The organism is Brevibacterium picturae (assembly GCF_030453725.1).
Taxonomy (GTDB): Bacteria; Actinomycetota; Actinomycetes; order Actinomycetales; family Brevibacteriaceae; genus Brevibacterium; species Brevibacterium sandarakinum_A.
Window position 1 is genome coordinate 1 of the sequence record NZ_JAKDJU010000320.1, and the last position, 1,841, is coordinate 1,841.

At 65.1% G+C, this 1,841-nt stretch carries 1 protein-coding gene; it reads left to right on the forward strand.

The window, feature by feature from the left end:
* Positions 1-1,835: dolichyl-phosphate-mannose--protein mannosyltransferase (locus L0G76_RS16005; RefSeq protein ID WP_369696204.1), on the forward strand; the 1,835-nt coding region annotated here is incomplete at its 5' end.
* Positions 1,836-1,841 lie beyond the last annotated feature (6 nt).

A 1,841-nucleotide genomic window follows, 5' to 3' on the forward strand; every position in this document is an offset into this window, starting at 1 on the left:
ACTCGACCACCTCCTCCCCGTCAGTGACCTCCGCCGCAGCACCAGCATCAGTGACACCACCCACGGCAGCTCCGACCAGACTCATGGCCCGGGAACGTCGCGCGAAGCATCGCGAATCGGTCCGCGCCAACGCCGCCGCCATCCGCAGGCGCTCCTTCACCGCCGGGATGTGGGCGACCCGCGCACCGGTCTGGATGTGGCCGGTGCTGCTGATCATCACGGCGATCGGCGCCGCCCTCCGACTCTTCCATCTCGAGTTCCCGCATCGCCTGATCTTCGACGAGACCTATTACGTCAAGGACGCCTACTCCGTCTTCAAGTTCGGCTACGAACGGTCCTGGCCGGAGAACGCCGACGAGGCCTTCAACGCCGGTGACCCGAGCGTCATCGAGTCCACTCCCGAATATGTTGTCCATCCGCCGTTGGGCAAATGGCTCATGGGTGCCGGAATCCACCTCTTCGGCGCCGATGATTCCTTCGGTTGGCGCTTCTCCGTAGCGATCATCGGCACGCTGACGATCTTCCTCATCGGCTTCATCGCGTGGAAGCTCTTCCGCTCGGCGTTCTTCGCCTGCGTCGCCGCCGGTCTGCTCTCCATCGACGGTGAGCACTTCGTGCATTCGCGCACGAGCCTGCTCGACATCATCCTCATGGCCTTCGTGCTCCTCGCCTTCGCCTTCATCGTCGTCGACCGAGAATTCGTCACGAAACGACTGGAGAAGTGGGCGAAAGCACCCCCTTCCACAACCAGTCCCCCCGCCGAGGCGGCAGCCACGTCGAAAGACCGCGACCGTCGATCATCGCGACGTGGGGATCCGATCAACTTCGGCCCCCGCCTCGGCGTGCGTCCCTGGCTGATCGCGGCAGGCATCAGCTTGGGGCTGGCGATGGGTGTGAAGTGGTCGGGGCTCTATGCCCTGGCCGCGTTCGGGATCCTCGTCGTCGCCTGGGATGTGCACTCGCGCCACCGCGCCGGTGTCGTCCATCCTTGGCTGGGGATGTTCATCCGTGACAGCGTTCCGGCGTTCCTCAAGCTGGTGCCGGTGGCGCTGCTGACCTACGTCGTCACCTGGACCGGGTGGATCCGCTCCGACGATGCCTGGGACCGGCAGTGGGCGGCCGAGAATACAGGCTGGTGGCAGGCGCTGCCCGACTGGCTGCAATGGCTGCCGTCGCTGGCGCACTATCACTACACGGCGTACTCGTTCCATGTCGACCTCGACTCGGAGCACCCCTATATGTCGAACCCGTGGGGGTGGATCGTCCAGTGGCGGCCGACCTCCTTCTTCTACGAGTCGCCGGACCGGGGGAGCATGGGCTGCGTCGTTGACAACTGCTCCTCGGCGATCACTTCGGTCGGCAATCCGGTGATCTGGGGTCTGGCTCCCATCGCCCTCCTCGTTGCCTTGGTCGCCTGGATCATCCGCCGCGACGTCCGCGCCGGCGTCATCCTCGCTGGTCTCGCCGCCACCTGGTTGCCCTGGTTCGCTTATCAGGAACGCACCATCTTCACCTTCTACACGATCGTCATGGTGCCCTTCGTCGTGCTCGCGCTCACCTACTGCCTCACTCTTCTGTGGGGACGTGTGCCCTCCAGCGCAGCTGTGGTCAGTGACCCTGCCGGCTTCTTCGATTCCGCCCCCAACCCGCGTGGCCCCGTCTTCGCCGGTCGCGGCACCCGCATTCCCTGGCCTCTGTTCGGACGTCGCATGGCCGTGGGGCTGATCCTCGTGGCCGCGATCATGGCCTTCGCCTACTTCTGGCCGATCTACACCGGCGAGGTCATCCCGTTCGAGGCCTGGAACAACCGCATGTGGAACGTCACCTGGCGCTGACCGTTC